We start from the raw sequence: 1,260 nt of genomic DNA, 5'->3' as shown, positions 1-1,260 counted from the left end.
AAACCCATGGGTGGTGTCAGCCGGTCGTCGCAACACCTGGTCTTGGTGGATTCGAGAGTAGCTCTTCGAGGGCAGCTGCAGGGGTTCTACCGCCGAGGGTTTTTCGTGGTCGCTGGTTGAGTTCCGTCGCGACTTCGAGCAGCCGTGCAGGGCCGTGAGCGTTGAGGTTCGTGCCTTTCGGGAAGTACTGTCTCAGCAGTCCATTTGCGTTCTCGTTCGAGCCTCGCTGCCAGGGAGAGTGGGGGTCGCAGAAGTAGATCGCCATATCCGTTGCGAGGGTCACGTCGAGGTGTTTCGCCATCTCGGTTCCCTGGTCCCAGGTCAGCGACCGACGAAGATGGGCCGGCAGCGTGCTGATCGTCGCGATCAGTCCGTCTCGGACCGCGGGAGCGCTATGTCCGTTCGGGAGATGAACGAGCATCACGTAGCGGCTCGCGCGCTCGACGAGCGTGCCGATTGCAGATCCGGATGCCGACCCAACGATCAGATCGCCTTCCCAGTGCCCGGGGACGGCTCGATCTCGTGCTTCGGCGGGCCGTTCGCTGATGAGGATCTTGTCGCGGATCTTGCCCTTGTCGGTGAAGCGCAGGCCGCGAGGTTTGCGGGCAGCGCGCCCGGAGCGGAGGTGTGTGTGCAGGTCAGCGCGGAGGTGTCCGCGCCCCTGGACGAACAGGGCTTGGTAGATCGTCTCTGGTGCCACGCGCATCTCCGGACTGGATGGGAACAGACGGGCCAGGTCATCACTGATCTGCTGTGGACTCCAATTCTTCACCAGACGCTCCTCAACGAGCGCCGCGAGGACCGGCTCGTCGAGCCGGCATGCCTTGGGTCGGCGCGCGCGAGCCTCGCACTGCTTCTGGGCCGCGTGCGGCCGGTATCCATGTCTGCCTGGCTTGCCGTTGCGTCGCAGCTCGCGCGAGATGGTCGACGGCTGCCGTCCCAGCTCTCGCGCGATCTCACGCACCCCGGCGCCCTGCGGGCGCAGATCCGCGATCCGTAAGCGATCATCGAGCTCGAGATACCGACCCGATCGCGGTTTGTCCTCGACCGGGAATCGACCGCCGGCCGCTTTGATCCACCGATACCCCTGGCGTCTGTGCACGCCGAGAGTTTCACACGCCGCTGACGAAGATCGCCCCTCCCGCATCAGCTCCCAGAACTTTCGCTCGCGCTCCCGCGCAGCACCGCTCGATGGCATCCGCCCACCCCTTACTCATCGGGGTGTTGCAACGACCGACAGAAACCGCCCATGGGTTTTGA

Annotated in this window: 1 protein-coding gene; it reads right to left on the bottom strand. The window is 64.8% G+C overall.

Translation table 11 applies throughout. From position 1 onward, the window contains the following. Positions 1–16 precede the first annotated feature (16 nt). On the bottom strand, positions 17–1,147 hold the full coding sequence (locus C5E10_RS18715) for an IS30 family transposase (RefSeq protein WP_374953525.1): 1,131 nt from the start codon (positions 1,145–1,147) through the stop codon (positions 17–19). Positions 1,148–1,260 lie beyond the last annotated feature (113 nt).

Origin of the sequence: Pseudoclavibacter sp. RFBG4, from assembly GCF_002931515.1 — a bacterium.
GTDB lineage: Bacteria > Actinomycetota > Actinomycetes > Actinomycetales > Microbacteriaceae > Pseudoclavibacter.
Note: the sequence above shows the minus strand (reverse complement) of the source record. Positions and strands in the feature narration are given on the sequence as shown.

Coding starts and splice junctions, on each gene's coding strand:
- C5E10_RS18715 (WP_374953525.1), bottom strand. CDS start 1,147: ATGCGGGAGGGGCGATCTTCGTCAGCGGCGTGTGAAACTCTCGGCGTG.